Below are 17528 nucleotides of genomic sequence, written 5' to 3' on the forward strand. Positions count from 1 at the left end.
CGGCTTGAGCGGAAATCCTTTTTACGCAACGAAGTGAAGTGAAAAGATTGGGAGCGGAAGACGGATTAAGGCGCCCAAATAATTCATAAAAAAACCTGACTCAAATGAATCAGGTTTATATTTTATTTTGTCGAATTGTTACAATCCGAATAGTTTAGCAAACAAATCTGGAACGATTCCCATTGCAACCAATGCTACAATAATCACTACAGAAACAATCTTGTAAGTAATAGTAGAAGTTTCTGCTGCTGTGAATGTGTGTTCTTTGTAGAAGAACATTGCTATAATTAATCTTAGATAATAAGCGATACTCAATGCTGAACCTAGAACTGCAATCAGAACTAAGAATTCATAATGTCCGCCAATTGCTTGATTGAAGATTCCTAATTTTCCAATGAAACCTGCTGTCAAAGGAATCCCTGCCATTGAAAGCATAGAGATTGTAGAAACTACGGCTAAGATTGGTTCTTTTTTTCCAAGACCATTGAAGGCTGGAATAGAAGTTTCTTTTTTAATTTTCTCAACCCAAATCAAACTGATGAAAACTCCAACTGTTGCTAATGAGTATGCGAAAAGATAGTAACCTAAAATATAAGTTGAGAAGTTATTGATTCCGAAAAATATTAATGAAATGTAACCTGCGTGAGAAACGGAAGAGTAGGCCAACATTCTTTTGGCGTTGGTTTGTACCAATCCCATTACGTTGGCTAAAAGCAAAGTCAGGATAATGAAAACGCCTAATATATTAATCCAATCTCCGGCAATTCCACCGAAAGCAATCGTCATTAATTTGAACAAAGCAAAGAAACCAGAAATCTTAACAACCGAAGCCATAAATGCTGTAATCAAAGAAGGTGCTCCTTGATAAACATCTGGACTCCACATATGGAAAGGTGCTAATGATACTTTGAATGCTAATGCAGACAACATCAATATAGCTCCCATAATCAACATTAAATTCTTTGGATTGTTGTAAGCAAAATCGTGAATCGCATAAAGGTCAAAACTTCCTGCACTTCCGTAAACCAAAGCTACTCCAAACAAAAGAAATCCTGTTGCGAATGCTCCCATCAAGAAGTATTTCATAGAAGCTTCCGTTGAACGAAGGTCGGTTTTATTAGCGCCCGCCATTACATACAAAGGAATGGACAAGATTTCTATCCCGATGAATAATGTTACCAAGTTTTGGAATCCGAATAATACGATTCCGCCACAAAGTGCAAATAACATCAATGCATACAATTCTGACTGATGACTTCTGTGATTGCTGAATGCAAATCCTCCCAAAAAGAATAGTAAAGTAGTGACAACAATCGATACTTTTGTGAAGAGAGCTGCATTGTAGCTGTAGTCATACATCGATTTGTACTGAGCGAAAAACTCACATTCCGGAAGAAAACTGATTCCCAGACCAACGATTAATCCTAAGATTCCGATATATCTCGCATATTTTCCTTTCTCAAAAACTCCTGAGAATAATACCAGAATTGCTGTAAGGAATAAAACTATTAAAACACTCATAATATATGTTTGAGATTTGAGATTAGAAATTTGATATTCTCAATTTTCATCGTCTCTTTCTAATTTTTAATTCGATTATTTATTTTGAAACACTTCGTCAAGCTCAGTGTGACACATTTTTTTATCAGGCTGAGCCTGTCGAAGCCTTTTTTAATTAATCATTGATGCATAAATGAATCTCACAGAGCTCGTCACCATTTCTATAACCGGTTGTGGATAAACACCTAAAACAATTACAAAAACGGCTAAACTTGCCAAAACTGTAAACTCAACACTGCTGATATCTTTTGTAGTTGCCAAAACAGCTTCATCGCCTTTACCGAACATTGCTTTTCCATAGAATCTCAACATATAAGCTGCAGCAAGAATCAATGTCAAACCAGCTAAAACAGCCATTAATATATTATAGGTGAAAACTGATTTCAGTAAGATAAATTCTCCGATGAATCCGTTGGTTAATGGAACTCCCGTTGCACCAAGCAAGATAATCATAAACAAGATTGCGAATTTAGGAGCAACTTTTGCTAAACCTCCCATTTGACGAATATCTCTTGTTTTAAATCTTTTATAAAGAATATCTGCACAATAGAACAATCCAACTACATTGATACCGTGAGCAAAACTTTGAATCATCGCACCTTGAGCACCTTCGAAGTCTAAACCAACTCTCATCGTAACAACTGCAGAAGCAAAAATACCTGCTACAATTAATCCAACGTGAGATAGAGAAGAATAAGCAATCAATCGTTTGGTATCTGTAGAAATCAAAGCGATTAAAGCACCATAAATGATTCCGATTACAGAAAGAATAATCACGATTTCTCCTGAAATTCCTCCGATTGCTAATGGCGTGATAGGAAGCAGATATCTCATTACTCCATAAACTGCCATTTTCAACATAATTCCTGATAACAACATCGAACCTTGAGTTGGAGAATAAGTATAAGTATCAGGCTGCCAAGTATGGAAAGGAAATACCGGTAATTTCACTGCGAAAGCAAAGAAAATAAACCAGAAGATTACCGTTTGTTCATTGATATTAAGGTCAGCATTGTAAAGATCTGTCAGAGCAAACGATGCAGCGTGATTGTAAACGTAAATCAAACCGATTAACATAAACAACGACCCTACGAATGTATAAACAAAGAATTTTGTCGTGAATTTGATTCGCTTGTCTTCTTGCCCCCAGATTCCGGCGATTAACCAGATTGGAATCAATGTTACTTCCCAGAAGATGTAGAATAACAATCCGTCCAATGAAGTGAAAACACCTAACAATCCGAATTGCATCAATAATATCAATGCATAGAAAGAATTAGGATAACCTTTGCTCTCATTATAAGAAGAAAGGATAATCAATGGAACTAAGATGTTGGTCAATAGAACCATCAGCATACTCATTCCGTCAATTCCGAAATTGATACTACTTTTTATGTAGTTCGACCACGGATAAGTGATTTCATATTGCAGTGGCGCATCTACAGTCGGGTGGAAATCGAAATTTCCTAAGATATAGAATGCGATGAACATCTCTGCAAGAGCAAAAGCCAATGCGATATATTTACTAGAAGGATTCTTCCAGAAAAATAGTAAACCCGAACCTACGAGAGGTAAAAGTAATAATGTTAATAGTAAACAGGACATTATTATTTCAATAAAAAGTTAACAATCAGTACAATTCCTATGGCTAATGACATTATCAACACATAGTTTTCCACGTTTCCGTTCTGAAGACGTTTTGCAGCTCGTCCGGAGTCTTGCGCTCCTAATCCGATGAAATTCACAATCGGGTCAAGAACAGCTTTATCAAACATTGCAGCTGCTTTTCCGGCTTCTTCAATTGGTCTTACGATGCAGGCATTATAAATCTCATCGATGAATAATTTCTTAGCAGACAATTTTTCCCAACCGGAATATTGCTCTTCCGGAAGTGCTTTTTTCTGTTTCTTAACATAAGTATTCTTAACGAAAAACCAAACTGTGAAGAACATCAATATCGTTGCGCCTAAAAGAATCATCTCTGTATTGAAATCAACTCCGGAAAGCGTATTTTCCATTTGTTTGAAACTTTCTTCTGTTAAGACAGGCTTCAACCATTCCATTAATTTAGCATAATGACCGTGTCCGATGAAGTGAGGAAGATTAATAAAACCTCCAACTACTGAAAGAACAGCCAAAACAATTAGTGGCAAAGTCATATTCACAGGGCTCTCGTGCAAATGATGTTTTTGCTCTTCAGTTCCTCTGAATTGTCCGTGGAAAGTTAAATAATACAATCTAAACATATAAGTTGCTGTAATAGCTGCTAATATGAATAACATTACCCAGTAAATCGGGTTTTTAGCGTAAGCTGCAACCAAAATCTCATCCTTAGAAATCATCCCTGAAAGTAAAGGAAAACCAGAGATTGCCAATGTTCCGATTAAGAATGTAATATGAGTAATTGGAATATACTTTTTAAGTCCACCCATAAAACGCATATCTTGTTCGTTGCTCATTGCGTGGATGACAGAACCTGCTCCTAAGAATAACAAAGCTTTGAAAAAAGCGTGCGTCATTACGTGGAACATTGCTGTTGTATAAGCACCTAATCCCAAAGCGATGAACATAAATCCAAGCTGAGAAACTGTAGAATATGCCAATACTTTTTTAATATCATTTTGACGAAGTGCGTAGAAACCTGCTAAAGCTGCAGTTAAGAATCCGATTAATAAAATCCCGTCCTGAACTGTTGGAGCTAAAGTGAATAAGAAATTACTTCTTACTACTAAATAAATACCTGCTGTAACCATCGTTGCAGCGTGAATCAATGCAGAAACTGGTGTTGGTCCAGCCATCGCATCAGGTAACCAAGTGTATAATGGAACTTGAGCAGATTTACCAGTTGCTCCGATGAATAAACTTGCTGTGATGAATATAATTGTTGTTCCGTCTAATTCAAAGCTTGAAGCATTTTGAGCGACAGAAAGATAATCGATAGCGTTAACATTGGCTGCGATTGCGAAAATTCCAATCAACAAACCAAGGTCACCAATACGGTTCATAATGAAAGCTTTTCTTGCAGCTTTTCCGTATTCCTCGTTGGTGTACCAGAATCCAATTAATAAATAAGAACAAAGTCCTACACCTTCCCAACCAATAAAAAGAATCAGATAATTGCTTCCTAAAACCAAAAGCAACATCGAGAAGATGAAAAGATTCAAGTAAGTGAAAAACTTATAGAAACCTTTGTCGTGGCTCATATAACCGATAGAGTAGAGGTGAATCAATGAACCGATTCCTGTAATAATCATTACCATCATCAATGATAATTGGTCAATTTGGAAACCAAAATTAACCTGAATCCCGTTCACTCTAAACCATTCGAAAGCTTTGATAACAACAGGTGCACTTTCTTTATCAAATCCTAAAAATAAACTTGTTGTGATAACAAACGAAGCGAAAACTACCAATGTTGCCAGACTTCCAACAACTATTTTCGGAAGGTTCTTTCCAAAAAGTCCATTGATAAGAAATCCAACTAAAGGTAAAAGTACAATCGCGTAAACTAAATTTTCCATTCCTTTTATTATCCTCTTAATTTATTAAAAATACTTACATCAACAGATTTGGTATTTCTGTACATCATTGCGATGATTGCTAATCCTACAGCTACTTCCGCTGCGGCAACCACCATTATGAAGAAAACCAAAAGCTGACCGTGACCATCTCCATTGTAAGCCGAAAATGCAGCCAATAAAAGATTGACAGAATTAAGCATCAATTCTACACATCCCAAAATCACAATAGCGTTTTTGCGGATCAAAACTCCTAATACTCCAAGACAAAAAAGAATTGTACTTAGAATAATGAAATATTCCAGAGAAACTTGTTGTATAAATGTATTCATATTCTATAAATCTTTTTTACCAATTAGAACTGCTCCTACAATTCCTGCTAAAATCAGGATAGAAGCCAATTCGAATGGTAATACATATTCGTTAAACAATAATCTTCCAAGATTCTTTGTCAATCCCACAGATTGGTCTATGTTATTTGTTACGGTTGTTTTTCCGCTAAGACCTTTATAAGCTCCCAACATCCCGATGAAAAGAATGCTAGCTGAGAAAACTCCAATGAATTTTGGAAGATTCGCTTTTTTACTTTCATCCTCTTTATTAAGATTAAGCATCATTAATATATAAAGGAAAAGAACCATAATTGCTCCGGCATATACAATGATCTGAACGATACCCAAAAACTGAGCATTCAAAAGAATATACATTCCAGCGATTGAAAACATCGTCACAATCAGGGAAAGGATAGCATATAGAGGATTTCTTGCAAAGACAAAATAAACGGCACTTGCAATGGCTAAAAATGCTACAAAGAAAAATAAAATCTGATCCATTACTTTACTGCATTTTTTTGTTTTTCGGACTGTCTGGATGTGATATCAATCCTTTCGTTTATTTTTTCAACTAACTTATCTTTTCCGTACACAAAAGAGTTTCTGTTTTGTTCTACATCTACCAATCTGTCTGTAAGATAAATAGCAGATTTAGGACAAGCTTCTTCACACATTCCGCAGAAGATACATCTTAGCATATTGATCTCATAGATCTCGGCATATTTTTCTTCTCTGTAAAGGTGTTTTTCTTCTTTAATTCTTTCAGCAGCCGTCATTGTAATCGCTTCTGCAGGACAGGCAACAGCACAAAGTCCGCAAGCGGTACATCTTTCTCTTCCTTCCTCATCTCTTTTCAGAACGTGCTGGCCTCTCCAGATTTTTGCTCTGGGTTTGTCCACTTCCGGATAAGGATAAATTGGTGGTCCTTTTACAATATTTCTGACAGCGTGCTTCAGGGTAATCCCCATTCCTTTGAAAATCGCCGGGAGGTAGATTTTTTCTGCAAGGGTCATTTCCTTGTTCGAAACAACTTTTGATCTGTTAGTAAGTTTCATTATTTAATTTTTTTATTTGAGATTTGAAGTTTGAGACAATTTCAAATTTCAAAATTTAAATTTAAAATTAATTTGTTTTAATTTCCGAATGCTAAAATTACAGCACCTGTTATCATCAAGTTTACTAATGCTAATGGAATCAAAGTTTTCCATCCAAGGTGCATCAATTGGTCATATCTGAATCTCGGAAGTGTCCATCTGATCCACATAAAGATCAAGATTCCAATAATGGTTTTTGATAAAAATGCAACAATGCTTAAGATTCCTGCAGCGTTTTCTCCCCAATTCTGAGTAACCCATTCTATTCCAGGGAAGTTGTAACCTCCGAAGAAAAGTGCTACCATAAAGGCATTAGAGATAAACATATTCACATATTCTCCAAACATATACAATCCTAGTTTCATAGAAGAGTATTCTGTAGAATAACCTGTTACCAATTCAGATTCACATTCTGGTAGGTCAAAAGGGTGACGGTTGGTTTCTGCCAAAGCAGCAATGATAAAAATCAAAAATGCTAAAGGCTGGTAGAAGATATTCCAGTTCATTCCATCCAACGCTATCAATCCCCAAAGTTTTCCTGTAGCCTGAGTTTCAGAAATAACTTTAAGATCCAGACTTCCGGTCATCATAATGATAGAAAGCAAGGCTAAACCCATCGCCAATTCGTAAGAAATCATCTGTGAAGAAGCACGGATGGCTCCAATTAATGAGTATTTATTATTCGAAGCCCAACCTCCAATCATAATTCCGTAAACGCCGATAGAAGCCATACCGATGATGTAAAGAACACCAATATCTATGTTTGCAACCTGAAGATCAAAAGATGTTCCGCCAATGTTCAATGTTTTTCCCCAAGGAATCACAGCTCCGGTAATCAAGGAAATGAACATTACCAAAGATGGTCCTAAGATGAAAAGAAATCGTTCTGCATTCGCAGGAGTGAAGTCTTCTTTAAAGAAAAATTTTCCACCATCAGCCAACGGTTGCAACAATCCGAAAGGCCCGGCTTTGCTAGGTCCAATTCTGTCCTGCATTACTGCGGCAACTTTTCTTTCTGCCCAAGTAGAATAGGCAGCAATTGTAAGAGCCAACAAAAACAAGGCAAGAACAAGTATAATTTTAAAAGTGATTAATTCCATTATAAAAAAGGTTTAAAAAAACCAATTGATTTAGTTTTCGTTCTTTTTAATTTCGATTTCATCAATGAAACCAATTTCTTTTGCTTCCGCATTTTCCAAAACATTGTAGCTATCTGTTTTTTTCTCGTAATGGTTAAGAGAAATTACAGAATGTCTGTCGATGTGTCTTGGTCCTTCGATGTTCCAAAGTGAAGTATCTTTTTTGTGGAAACGACACTCGTCACAGATCCACTCTTCAACTTCTCCGTATTGGTCTTTTCTTGCCGTTACTCTTACCACTTCATCACCTTTCATCCAAAGAACCGCTTTTCCACTACATTTTGTACAAGTACAAGTGGCATTGTAAGGTTTAGTAAACCAAACTCTGCTTGCAAATCTCGCTGTTCTATCAGTCAAAGCTCCAACCGGACAAACATCAATTACGTTTCCGATGAAATCATTGTCTAAAGCTTTGTTTAACATTGTTGAAATCTCTGCGTGATCTCCTCTGTAAAGAATTCCGTGTTCTCTTTTTTCAGTCAACTGATTGGCAGCCAATACGCATCTTGCGCAAAGGATGCAACGGTTCATATTCAGTTTGATGTTTGGACCGATGTCGTCTGCATCGTAAGTATTTCTTTCGAACTCAGTTCTGGTATTTTCTACGCCGTGCTCATATCCAAGATCCTGAAGATGACATTCTCCGGCCTGGTCACAGATAGGACAATCCAACGGGTGGTTCACCAAAAGGAATTCGGTAACCGCTTTTCTACCTTCTTGTGCTTTCTCAGAAGTCAAGTTTTTCACTTCCATTCCGTCCATAACACCGGTTCTACAGCTAGCAACCAATTTTGGCATTGGTCTAGGATCCGCTTCAGAACCTTTAGAAACCTCTACAAGACAAGTTCTACATCTACCTCCACTTGTTTCCAATTTGCTGTAATAGCACATTGCAGGTGGAACAGATTTTCCTCCGATTTGTCTTGCCGCTTCCAAGATAGAAGTACCAGGCAAAACTTCGGTAGTTTGTCCGTCTATGGTTACTTTAAATTTTTTGACTTCTTCGCTCATATTTCAAGATTTTAGATTTTAGATTTTAGATTTTAGATGAAAATCTTTGTTCCAAATCTTATGTCAATTCTATTTATTTTCTAAGATATTTTTAAACTATCTTAATTTTTTATTTTTCTATTAAATACGTATCCGATTCCAAAATTGATTTGGTAGAATACGAAGTCCTGACTGGCTTTATCAGGTTTATTATTAAGAGTTGTTTTGATATCCGGCATATTAATATAACCGAACTTTCCTTCTACTCTCGCCATCCAATGATTCCAGAAAACAGCATTAATACTAGTTCTTGCATCCAATCCGAATCCTGCTAAATGGTATCTGTCACTTCTTTCATTTCCAAAAAGTTTAACATTACTTTTAGGCATCAGAGCGCCAATACCGCCTCCGTAAGCCCAAAATAGATTAAAATCTTTTTTGGATAATACGTTTTTGTATTTTTCCAGACCTATATTGATATAATTAAGCCCATCGGTATGTTCAAATGTCAAAAATTGTTCATCTAACAAATTAACCTGACCATTTTTAACCATTCCCGCATAAGTTGGGTCTGAAATATGCCCATCAATATTTACAGTCTGATTCTGATCCATCACATATTTCATATGATCTTGTGCAATTACAAGAGCTAGATTATCCTTAATAAAATAAGCCAATCTAAAATTGAATTGTGGAATCGAAAGTCTGGTTGGATCAATGTAAGCCATACTCAATTCCGAAGGTCTGTCGTGAGCTACTACATTATTCAATGTAAAGTCGTATCCATTTCCTTTAAATCTGATATCAGACTTACTAAATCCGGCTCTGTTCCAACCCCAATAGACGAACATTGTTCCTTTGGAAAACTTAGACTGGTTATATCCGGAATTATCAACTGTGTCTTGATTTTGTCCAAACAACATTGTTGTTCCTACAAAAAATACAAAAACTAATTCAAAGAACTTCTTCATTATTTTTTCTACTCGAAAAAACGTCTATAAAAATCTATATAGACTTTATTATTTTTAATTACTACTTACAACAGGAATAGGGTCTGCATAATTTGCTATTCCGTAATTTTGAGTTTGGCTCAACTCAGGATTGTTAACGTGCCATTCGAACTCATCTCTGAAGTGTCTAATAGCTGCTGCAACTGGCCAAGCTGCTGCGTCTCCAAGAGGACAAATAGTATTACCTTCGATTTTTCTCTGGATGTCCCAAAGCAAATCAATATCTTCCATTTTACCTTCTCCTTTTTCTATTTTTTTCAAGATTTTGTACATCCAACCCGTTCCTTCACGGCAAGGTGTACATTGTCCACAACTCTCGTGATTGTAGAACCTTGCTAAAGTCATTGTATGATTAACAACGCACTGGTCTTCATCCAAAACAATAAATCCTCCTGAACCCATCATCGTTCCGGTAGCAAAACCACCGTCAGCCAAAGATTCATAATTCATATATCTTGGTTCGCCATTGATTGTTTTCAGTAATAAGTTTGCTGGAACAATTGGAACAGAACTTCCTCCAGGAATACAAGCTTTCAGCTTTTTACCATTCGGGATTCCACCACAATATTCATCAGAATAAATGAATTCCTCAACCGTAATCGTCATATCGATTTCATAAACGCCTGGTTTGTTAATGTTACCACAAGCAGAAATCAATTTAGTTCCTGTTGACCTTCCAACACCGATTTTAGCATATTCAGCACCACCAATTTCGATGATTGGAACAACTGCAGCAATAGATTCAACATTATTAACAACCGTTGGTCTTTCCCAAAGTCCTTTTACAGCCGGGAAAGGTGGTTTCAATCTAGGGTTTCCTCGTCGCCCTTCAAGGGATTCAAGCAATGCAGTTTCTTCTCCACAGATGTAAGCTCCACCACCTCTTTGAACATAAATTTCCAAATCGAAACCTGTTCCTAAGATATTTTTTCCAAGAAATCCTGCTGCTTTCGCCTCATCGATTGCTTCTTCCAAAATATCCGGAATCCAAGAATATTCTCCTCTGATATATATATAGGATGTATTGGAACCTAAAGTGTAAGATGAAATTAACATTCCTTCAATCAAAAGATGAGGAAGAAACTCCATTAGATATCTATCTTTGAAAGTACCTGGTTCAGATTCGTCAGCATTTACAACCAAGTGTCTTGGAACGCCTTCTGGTTTTGCAAGAAAACTCCACTTCATTCCAGTCGGGAAACCTGCGCCACCACGACCACGAAGTCCGGAAGTCTTAACCTCTTCCAAGATTTCTTCAGGTTTCATTTTAAGAGCTTTTTCCGCGGCTTCGTAACCACCGTGCTTACGATAAGTCTCGAAATAACGAATTCCCTCTATATGTGCATTTTTAAGTAAAAGTTTTTTACCCATTTCTTTAATATTAATCTAAAGCGATGGCTCCTTGTCTACAAAGGTCAAGAATCTCGTCAACTTTTTCTATTGTTAAATTTTCGTGAAAGAATTTCCCCAACTGCATCATTGGTGCATATCCACACGCTCCAAGACATTCAGCAGGTTTCAAAGTGAATAATCCGTCTTCAGAAGTTCCTCCGTCTTTGATATTTAATTTCTTTCGGATATGGTCAAGAATATTATCACTTCCGTTCAGCATACAAGGACCGGTTCTGCAAACCTCCAAAACATATTTCCCAACCGGTTTCATATTGAACATTGTATAGAAAGTTGCCACTTCATATACTTCAATAGGCGTGATACTCAATAATTCTGCAACATAATCCATTACCGGAACAGCCAGCCAACCATCAAATTCTTTTTGTGCCAAATGCAAAACAGGAATAAGAGCAGACTTTTGTCTTCCTTCCGGATATCTTGCGATAATTTTATGAACCTGTGCTAAGCTTTCAGGTTTAAAAGCAATTGTTTCGCTCATTTTATTTAAGATTAAAGAACCAAGAACAAAGAGTTAAGACTCGCAATTCTGAATTCTAAATTCAATTTTTATTTTGGGATGAAAGTCTTTTATCTTTCATCTTTTTTCTTAATGTCTTTCTATGCGTCTAATTCTCCCGCAATAATATTCATACTACACATCGTAACAATCGCATCAGAGATTACAGAACCCTGAATCATTTCTGGATACGCTTGATAATAGATGAAACAAGGTCTTCTGAAGTGCAGTCTGTAAGGAGTTCTTCCACCATCACTTACAAGATAGAATCCTAATTCTCCATTTCCACCTTCAACAGCGTGGTAAACTTCGCCTTTAGGAACATCTGTTTCTCCCATTACAATTTTGAAATGGTAAATCAAAGCTTCCATTTTTTGATAAACGTCTGCTTTTTCAGGAAGATAAAATTCCGGAACATCTGCGTGGAAAGGACCTTCTGGCAGATTGTCGTAAGCTTGGTTAATGATTTTCAACGATTCCCAAATCTCCTGCTGACGAACCATAAAACGGTCGTAAGTATCTCCAGCAGTTCCTACAGGAATAATAAAATCAAAATCTTCATAAGAAGAATAAGGCTGCGCAACTCTAACATCATAATCAACACCCGCTGCACGTAGATTTGGACCTGTGAAACCATAGCTCAAAGCTCTCTCTGCTGAAATTGCTCCTGCGCCAATCGTTCTGTCCATAAAGATTCTGTTTCTTTCCAAAAGGTTACAGAACTCTTGGAATCTCTCTGGAAAAGTTTTTAAGAAATCTTTCAATAACTCGTGGAACTTCGGTGTGAAATCTCTTTCGAATCCTCCGATTCTTCCCATATTGGTTGTCATTCTCGCACCACAGATTTGCTCGTACATATCATAGATACGCTCTCTTTCGATGAACATATAAGTAAGACCTGTAATTGCTCCAGAGTCCATACCTGTTACACCATTACAAATCAAATGGTCACCGATTCTTGCTAATTCCATCAAAATAACACGCATATAATCTACACGTTTTGGAACTTTGACACCAATCAGTTTTTCTACTGTCATATGCCAACCAAGGTTGTTGATTGGAGCAGAACAATAGTTCATACGGTCTGTAAGAGTAGTAATTTGAGCAAAATTTCTTCTTTCAGAAATCTTTTCAAAAGCTCTATGGATATAACCAACAGTCTGCTCTGCGTGGAGAATTCTTTCTCCGTCCATTGTAAGAACGTTCTGGAAAATCCCGTGAGTCGCAGGGTGAGTAGGTCCAAGGTTCAACGTGTACAATTGTCCGTCGATTTGTTCCTTACTGTCGTATTGGTTAAGTATATTAGATAATGAGTTATCTTTCATAATAATTTATTTGAGGTTTGAGATTTGAAGTTTGAGATTTGAATTATTTCAAATTTCAAATAATCAATTTCAAATTTGTCCTATCTTCCGAACATACTATCGTTCTTGTCAGTTCTTGTTCCGTCTTCCAAACGATATTCCTTCAGCATTGGATGATATCCAAGGTCTTCCATATTAAGGATTGGTCTCAAATCAGGATGTCCTTTGAATTTAATTCCGTAGAAATCATAAGTTTCTCTTTCCATCCAGTTTGCTCCAGCATACAATTCTACAAGAGAATCAACCTCGATGTTTTCTCTTGTCATAAAGATTTTAAGACGCAATCTGACATTCGCTACCAAATTATGCAAGTGGTAAACGACTCCGATTTCTTTTTCAGGTGTTTCAGGATAGTGGATTCCGCAGATGTCAGTCAGGAAATTGAATTCTAAAGTTGAATCCTTCAAGTAATGAATCACTTTCTTGATATCATCTTTTTTGATTTCAATCGTTAACATTCCATAAGGTTCTGAACTTGAAATTACAGATTCCAGGAACTCTCTTGTGATAGCTTCTAATACAAATTCGTTCGTCATTTTCTCTTAGTTGCTAATATTGTAAGAATCTAATAAATGCTGATATTCAGGCGTATCTCTTCTTCTGATGCTTTCGCTTTCTGCCAAAGCCTGAACCTGCATTACCCCTTCGATGATTTGCTCAGGTCTTGGCGGACAGCCAGGAACATAAACGTCAACAGGAATGATTTTATCAATCCCCTGCAAAACAGAATAAGTATCAAAAATACCACCGCTGGAAGCACAAGCTCCAACAGCAACTACCCATTTTGGCTCGGCCATCTGGGTGTAAACTTCTTTCAAAACTGGTCCTAATTTCTTAGAAATAGTTCCACAAACCATCAACATATCCGCTTGTCTTGGAGAGAAAGAGTTTCTTTCCATTCCGAATCTTGAAGCATCATAGGTTGGATTCAATGTCGCCATAAATTCGATACCACAACAAGAAGTTGCAAAAGGTAAAGGCCAAAGTGAGAACTTTCTTGCCATCCCGATTACACTGCTCAGTTTAGTTGCGAAAAATCCTTCTCCTTCATATCCTTCAGGAGCTGGCGCATCTGTTATTATTACTGGTTTTTTATCTGACATTTTATTTGATTTTAGATTTTAAACTTTAGATTTTAAATTAATTCAAATTCAAAACCAATATCTAAAATTTTAATTTAAAAGTTATAATTCTTTATTTATCCCAATCCAATGCACCACGTTTCCAAACATAGAAAAACGCCACAAAGAAAATAGCTACGAATGTAAGAACCGCTAAAAAGCCTTCCATTCCAAATTCTCTGAAGTTAACAGCATAAGGATAAAAAAATACGATTTCTATATCGAATAGTACAAACAAAACCGCAGTCAAAAAGTATTTGATTGAAAAAGGTGTTCTTGCGTTTCCTTCAACAGCTACACCGCATTCCCAGCTTTGGTTTTTTACAGAATTTCCTTTCTTTTGTTTTGGACCCAAATAATGCGCTCCAAGCAAAGAAACGGCTACGAATCCAAGGCCAACTGCCGCTTGAATTAGTATAGGAATATAATTTTCTGGTAAATTCATAAAGTCTAAATTTAACTATGCAAAAATACTAAATAAAGATTTAATATAGTAAATTATCGCCCTTATGAAGAGGAGACAAAAGTCTGTTTTTGAAAATTTAGAATTGTTATAAATAAGGATCTACTTCTCTTTCTTTCCGATTTTCTTGAGAACGAGATAAGCAATATATGCAATGTATAGGAATAATACGCTGGCAAACAATATGTTGATCACTGTATCGGTTCTCTCATCTTCGATTGGTTTGTAGAAATTGTAGGCTACAAACAAGATAATTAGAACGGCATAGATGTATAGTTGCTTTTTCAATCTTTTTTGCTTTTTTAGATTAAATTCTTGATTATTAATTTATTTTTGTTAAACAATTGTTTAACGATTAAAACTCCAATGAATAAGTTCTTCTGCTTTTATGATGAACCGGATGATAATCCTGCCAAAGAACCTGCACGTTTTTATTTTCTTCCAATTCCGGATTGGTTTCCAAAAATTTGATTCCTTTACTTTTCAAATTCATTTGAATCGCTTTGAAAATCATTGACGTTACGCCACGTCTTTGATATTCCGGATGAATTCCGATAAGGTAAAAATTGGCTCTGTCGTTTTTCTTTCCGGCTTGTAAAAAATGCCACCAACCGAATGGGAAAAGTTTACCTTTTGCTTTCTGCAAAGCTTTGGAATAAGAAGGCATTGTAATCGCAAATGCAACCAACTCATTATTTTCATCCGCAACACAAGTGATGTAATCCTTATCTATAAAACTGAAATATTTCTCTTTATAAGTTTTAATTTGCTCGTCTGTGATTGGTGTATATGTAGAAAGTGATTTGTAAGTTTCATCCAATAGCTTGAACATTGGTTCAACATAAGGAAGAATCTCTTTTTTATTATTAAATTTCAACGTTCTCAATTTATATTTCTGAGCAATCAAAGCGCTGAATTTTTCAATTTTTTCAGGCAAAACATCAGGGAACTGCAACTCAAATTCTACCCATTCTTTTTCTTTTGCTAAACCTAATTTTTCAAGATGTCTAGGGTAATAATCGAAGTTGTAAATTCCAATCATCGTTGCTAATTTATCAAATCCGAAAATCAGCATTCCTGCTTTGTCAAGATTGGTGAATCCCATTGGACCTTCAATTTTATTGATTTGATTTTCCTTGGCATATTTAATAGCTTCATTAATTAAAGCTTTAGAAACTTCCTCGTCATCAATAAAATCAATCCACCCGAATCTTACTTTTTTAATTCCTAATTCCTGAGCTTCTTTATTATTAATCATCACAGCAATTCTGCCAACGATTTTGTTGTTTTTATAAGCTAAAAATTGTTTTGCAACAGAATATAACAAAGCTGGATTTTCATCTTTGTTCCAAATGTTTTTTTCTTCATTAATCAATGGCGGGACAAAATTCGGGTTGTTTTTGTATAATTCCATTGGGAATTTGATGAAGTTTGTCAGGTCGTTTTCTGTAACAACTTGCTTTATAATGACATTTTCCATATTCTTGCTAATCAATAGGGCAAATATAGTTTTTAAGCCGAAAAAAGCAATGCTTTGGCATAATTTTTCTATAAAATTGCATAATTTATTTTAATGTAAATTTTCAAAATAATGACAGGTTATTACTTAATTATTGGAGTTTCAATGCTTATAAGCTGGATAGTTTCTTCCAGATTGAAATCCAAATTCGAATATTATTCTAAAGTCCACCTCAGAAACGGAATGTCCGGAAAAGAAGTGGCAGAAAAAATGTTGAGAGATAACGGGATTATGGATGTTCAAGTGGTTTCGGTTCCGGGGCAATTGACAGACCATTATAATCCTGAAAATAAAACCGTTAATCTTTCCGAAGCTGTTTATATGCAGAGAAATGCGGCGGCAGCGGCAGTTGCAGCTCACGAATGCGGACACGCAGTTCAGCACGCTGTCGGTTATTCTATGTTGCAATTGAGATCAAAAATGGTTCCGATTGTGAATATTAGTTCTAATCTTTTGCAATTTGTTTTGTTCGCAGGTATTGCCATAATGGCAGCGACAAGAAGTATCGACAACCCGAACGGAAACACTACAGTTTTAGCTATTGGCGTTATTCTTTTTGCTATAACTACTTTGTTCGCATTTGTAACTCTTCCTGTAGAATATGATGCTAGTAATCGCGCATTACAATGGCTGAAATCCACCGGAACTGTAACTTCGGAAGAATATGAAGGAGCGGAAGATTCGCTTAAATGGGCGGCGAGAACGTATGTTGTTGCAGCGTTGGGTTCATTAGCGCAGCTTATTTATTTTGCATCAATGCTTATGGGAAATAGAAGGGATTAAAAGTTATGAAATATTAAATTCCAAAAGCATCTCAGACAATTCGTTTGAGATGTTTTCTTTTTTAGCGGTTTTGATGTTGGCTCTAATGATGCAAATTTCCTGCGCATCGAAATCTAAGATTTTCGCATCATATTTATTCAGAAGCGTGAAAATCTGATTTTGATGAGAAAATTTGAATCTTATTTCAATTTCGGATTCTAATTTTTTGGTGATGATTTCTGCTTCTTCCAAAGTGAATTTTGCAGATTCTTTATAGGTTTTTACCAATCCGCCAACGCCTAGTTTTGTTCCTCCGTAATATCGGATGACAACAACCAAAACATTGGTTATCTGATGAGCAAGAAGCTGATTGTAGATTGGTAAACCAGCACTTCCAGAAGGTTCTCCGTCATCATTGGCTCTGTAATTTTCTCCATTGATTCCAAGTCTGTACGCATAACAATGATGTGTTGCTTTAGGGTGGATTTCATAGAGATGATTTAATCTATCCTTGATTTCGGCTTCAGAATTGACTGGATAGGCGAAACCAATGAACTTGCTTCCTTTCTCTTTGAGTAGGGTGTCTTCAATCGGTTTTTCTATGGTTTGGAATTCAAACATTCGTCAAAAGTAAAGATTTTCGAGAGAATTTTAAATTAAATAAATTTATTAATAACTCGAAAAAATGATGTTTTGTTACTGTATTTGTGTTTTTTATGATGATTTTGAGTTGACTGATATTACTCT

19 protein-coding genes are annotated in these 17528 nt (G+C 36.1%); 1 reads left to right on the plus strand and 18 read right to left on the minus strand.

What is annotated here, in order from left to right:
- Positions 1 to 138 precede the first annotated feature (138 nt).
- From RTY06_RS05960 to RTY06_RS06040, 17 genes are all read right to left on the minus strand, one after another.
- Positions 139 to 1521, minus strand: a complete 1383-nt coding sequence (locus RTY06_RS05960; RefSeq protein WP_312823526.1) for an NADH-quinone oxidoreductase subunit N — start codon at positions 1519 to 1521, stop codon at positions 139 to 141.
- A gap of 150 nt (positions 1522 to 1671) precedes the next feature.
- Entirely contained in the window at positions 1672 to 3165 is a 1494-nt protein-coding gene (locus tag RTY06_RS05965; RefSeq protein ID WP_312823528.1) for an NADH-quinone oxidoreductase subunit M, read from the minus strand.
- A 2-nt stretch (positions 3166 to 3167) separates the two neighbouring features.
- Positions 3168 to 5081 carry an NADH-quinone oxidoreductase subunit L gene (gene nuoL / locus RTY06_RS05970; RefSeq protein ID WP_312823529.1) on the minus strand — a complete coding sequence of 638 codons (1914 nt, stop codon included), beginning with the start codon at positions 5079 to 5081 and terminating at the stop codon, positions 3168 to 3170.
- 8 nt (positions 5082 to 5089) lie between these two features.
- A complete protein-coding gene (gene nuoK / locus RTY06_RS05975) occupies positions 5090 to 5410 on the minus strand; it encodes an NADH-quinone oxidoreductase subunit NuoK (RefSeq protein WP_312823530.1) in 321 nt (106 codons plus the stop codon).
- Between the two features lie 3 nt (positions 5411 to 5413).
- Positions 5414 to 5911, minus strand: coding sequence for an NADH-quinone oxidoreductase subunit J (locus RTY06_RS05980; protein WP_312823531.1), 498 nt, complete (start codon positions 5909 to 5911; stop codon positions 5414 to 5416).
- Entirely contained in the window at positions 5911 to 6465 is a 555-nt protein-coding gene (locus RTY06_RS05985; protein ID WP_312823532.1) for an NADH-quinone oxidoreductase subunit I, read from the minus strand. The genes RTY06_RS05980 and RTY06_RS05985 overlap by 1 nt, the downstream gene beginning before the upstream one ends.
- Before the next feature lie 77 nt (positions 6466 to 6542).
- Positions 6543 to 7604, minus strand: coding sequence for an NADH-quinone oxidoreductase subunit NuoH (gene nuoH, locus RTY06_RS05990; RefSeq protein WP_312823533.1), 1062 nt, complete (start codon positions 7602 to 7604; stop codon positions 6543 to 6545).
- Positions 7605 to 7634: 30 nt separating this feature from the next.
- Complete coding sequence (locus tag RTY06_RS05995) at positions 7635 to 8654, minus strand: 2Fe-2S iron-sulfur cluster-binding protein (protein ID WP_312823534.1); 1020 nt, start codon at positions 8652 to 8654, stop codon at positions 7635 to 7637.
- A 101-nt stretch (positions 8655 to 8755) separates the two neighbouring features.
- The gene (locus RTY06_RS06000) at positions 8756 to 9604 is read right to left on the minus strand and encodes a hypothetical protein (RefSeq protein ID WP_312823536.1); all 849 of its coding nucleotides are present in this window, start codon (positions 9602 to 9604) and stop codon (positions 8756 to 8758) included.
- Positions 9605 to 9658: 54 nt separating this feature from the next.
- Positions 9659 to 11014, minus strand: coding sequence for an NADH-quinone oxidoreductase subunit NuoF (gene nuoF / locus RTY06_RS06005; protein ID WP_312823538.1), 1356 nt, complete (start codon positions 11012 to 11014; stop codon positions 9659 to 9661).
- Positions 11015 to 11024: 10 nt separating this feature from the next.
- Entirely contained in the window at positions 11025 to 11534 is a 510-nt protein-coding gene (locus RTY06_RS06010) for an NAD(P)H-dependent oxidoreductase subunit E (protein WP_312823540.1), read from the minus strand.
- Between the two features lie 119 nt (positions 11535 to 11653).
- Complete coding sequence (locus tag RTY06_RS06015; RefSeq protein ID WP_312823542.1) at positions 11654 to 12877, minus strand: NADH-quinone oxidoreductase subunit D; 1224 nt, start codon at positions 12875 to 12877, stop codon at positions 11654 to 11656.
- 80 nt (positions 12878 to 12957) lie between these two features.
- Positions 12958 to 13452 carry an NADH-quinone oxidoreductase subunit C gene (locus RTY06_RS06020; RefSeq protein WP_312823544.1) on the minus strand — a complete coding sequence of 165 codons (495 nt, stop codon included), beginning with the start codon at positions 13450 to 13452 and terminating at the stop codon, positions 12958 to 12960.
- Positions 13453 to 13458: 6 nt separating this feature from the next.
- A complete protein-coding gene (locus RTY06_RS06025) occupies positions 13459 to 14019 on the minus strand; it encodes an NADH-quinone oxidoreductase subunit B (protein WP_312823545.1) in 561 nt (186 codons plus the stop codon).
- Between the two features lie 91 nt (positions 14020 to 14110).
- Positions 14111 to 14482, minus strand: coding sequence for an NADH-quinone oxidoreductase subunit A (locus RTY06_RS06030; protein ID WP_312823546.1), 372 nt, complete (start codon positions 14480 to 14482; stop codon positions 14111 to 14113).
- Positions 14483 to 14602: 120 nt separating this feature from the next.
- Positions 14603 to 14827, minus strand: coding sequence for a 2TM domain-containing protein (locus RTY06_RS06035; protein ID WP_312823647.1), 225 nt, complete (start codon positions 14825 to 14827; stop codon positions 14603 to 14605).
- 28 nt (positions 14828 to 14855) lie between these two features.
- Positions 14856 to 15980, minus strand: coding sequence for a GNAT family N-acetyltransferase (locus RTY06_RS06040; RefSeq protein WP_312823548.1), 1125 nt, complete (start codon positions 15978 to 15980; stop codon positions 14856 to 14858).
- A gap of 111 nt (positions 15981 to 16091) precedes the next feature.
- Here RTY06_RS06040 and RTY06_RS06045 point away from each other — a divergent pair, with 111 nt between their 5' ends.
- Positions 16092 to 16802: a zinc metallopeptidase gene (locus RTY06_RS06045; RefSeq protein ID WP_116034974.1), complete on the plus strand. Its 711-nt coding sequence runs from the start codon at positions 16092 to 16094 to the stop codon at positions 16800 to 16802.
- 3 nt (positions 16803 to 16805) lie between these two features.
- Here the strand turns inward: RTY06_RS06045 and RTY06_RS06050 are convergent, their stop codons facing one another.
- Positions 16806 to 17402, minus strand: a complete 597-nt coding sequence (locus RTY06_RS06050) for a YigZ family protein (RefSeq protein WP_312823550.1) — start codon at positions 17400 to 17402, stop codon at positions 16806 to 16808.
- Positions 17403 to 17528 lie beyond the last annotated feature (126 nt).

Source organism: Epilithonimonas sp. (assembly GCF_032055105.1).
Classification (GTDB): Bacteria; Bacteroidota; Bacteroidia; order Flavobacteriales; family Weeksellaceae; genus Epilithonimonas.